The 1546-nt window shown below is 59.5% G+C and carries 3 protein-coding genes; all 3 read right to left on the bottom strand.

What is annotated here, in order from left to right; genetic code table 11:
* Positions 1 to 305: 305 nt before the first annotated feature.
* Positions 306 to 716: an MFS transporter gene (locus tag ABL922_RS14970; RefSeq protein WP_349025003.1), complete on the bottom strand. Its 411-nt coding sequence runs from the start codon at positions 714 to 716 to the stop codon at positions 306 to 308.
* Between the two features lie 60 nt (positions 717 to 776).
* On the bottom strand, positions 777 to 902 hold the full coding sequence (locus tag ABL922_RS14975; protein WP_349025002.1) for a hypothetical protein: 126 nt from the start codon (positions 900 to 902) through the stop codon (positions 777 to 779).
* Between the two features lie 79 nt (positions 903 to 981).
* Positions 982 to 1149, bottom strand: a complete 168-nt coding sequence (locus ABL922_RS14980) for an FAD-dependent monooxygenase (protein ID WP_349025004.1) — start codon at positions 1147 to 1149, stop codon at positions 982 to 984.
* Positions 1150 to 1546: the final 397 nt, after the last annotated feature.

Raw genomic sequence — 1546 nt, forward strand, 5'->3', positions numbered from 1 at the left:
GGCTCGATACTATGCAGTATGGAGATGCCATGGCGGCATCGGCCCGATGGTATGGCTCGGTTGTGATCGTGGCGGCGCCCTTGCTGTTTTCGTGCAGCGTTCGAGCAACAGCGAATCCCGACGCCCATTAGTGGTTGCGTCGCGAGAATTCCCGCCTGCGCTCCGTTCCTGGCTTAGCTAACCATAAATGTATGCCCGCTTTCGGAGATCCGACGTGAGGCCGTGAACGGCTACTTTGTCAGCGAGGCGAGACGAACGCCCCCTTGGCAGAAATTAAACCGCCAATCGCCAATGTCCGGATGACCTCAGTCGCCTGTCACAACCAGACGATAGCCAGCATCGTAGGCTTGCCCTACTGCCAGCATCCCGCCGATCCCAACCCCGGTCAGGACTCGCCGGGCCGAAAGCTCCGCAATGCTGCCCGCAGTCGAGACCATGAACATGCCCAGTGCCATTAACACCAGAGAGGCAAGTGCGGTTGGCTTGCGCCCGACACGGTCCCCGGCACGGCCGAGCAGCACCGATCCGGCGGCCATGCCGATCAGTTCCATCGTCAGCACCCAGCCGAGCGCAGCGCGGTCGATGCCCCATTCCTGGGCGATCCCGGGTGAGGCGAAGCTGATCGACAGCACATCGAACCCGTCGAGCGCATTAAGTGCAACCATGATGGCGACGACCACTATCTGTGCACGGGTCATCGGCTTGGTATCGAGCATTGGTTGGCTCACGTCCCGTTATCCTCTCGTGTCCGGCCCCTAGCTTGGACTCGGGTTTCGCTAAAGCAATAATCCGGAAAAATTCTTGGCAAATGCGGTCTTGGCGGCGATCGATTTGGCGATGTAATCGAGCTCAGCGAGCTGCATGCGCCGATCGAATTTGCTGCTGTTAGGGAAGCGATGCATCAGCCTGTTCAAATGCCGTGAGAAGCGTTGGCGCTTCCACGTCGGCGCCAAAGCGGCGGCGGGATAGGCGTCTATCGCGTTATTGTCGGCGCGCCTGAAATACCCTGTCAGAGCTCGCGACAGATAGACAGCACCGGAGGCCGCAAGGTTGAGCCATCTGGTCCCCCGTCGGTGGGACGATGTGTGCGCTGTCACCGGCAAGGAAGAGGCTGCCGTGGCGCACCGGTTCGAACACGAAGCCACGCACCGGCGCGAGCTCATCCCAGATCCGCTCGTCGTTCCATTCCTCCAACTTTTCGTCGAGCGGGGCCTGGACGTAATAGTGGCTGCGGGTCAGCGATCGTTTCGACGCGACGGTAAACCCGCGTGCGTGGTTGCATAAATCGGTTCAGGATCGCGCGGCGGACGTCGGCCATGATGTTTGCCCGCCAGCCGGACGGATAGACCTTCTCGAACTGGCGGGCAAACATCATGGCCAACAGACGATAAACCCGCAAACACAGGCCGAAGACATGACCGCACCCGGATGCTCTTACATCAACTCAAACCAACCCTTGATCGCAGGGCGCCATCCAGCATGATTTTTCTGCAGGCCAGAATACGCGAAGGAAGGCTTGCTCTTGCAGCAATATAGAACATAATAG

It is taken from the genome of Sphingorhabdus sp., from assembly GCF_040079335.1.
Lineage (GTDB): Bacteria > Pseudomonadota > Alphaproteobacteria > Sphingomonadales > Sphingomonadaceae > Sphingorhabdus_B.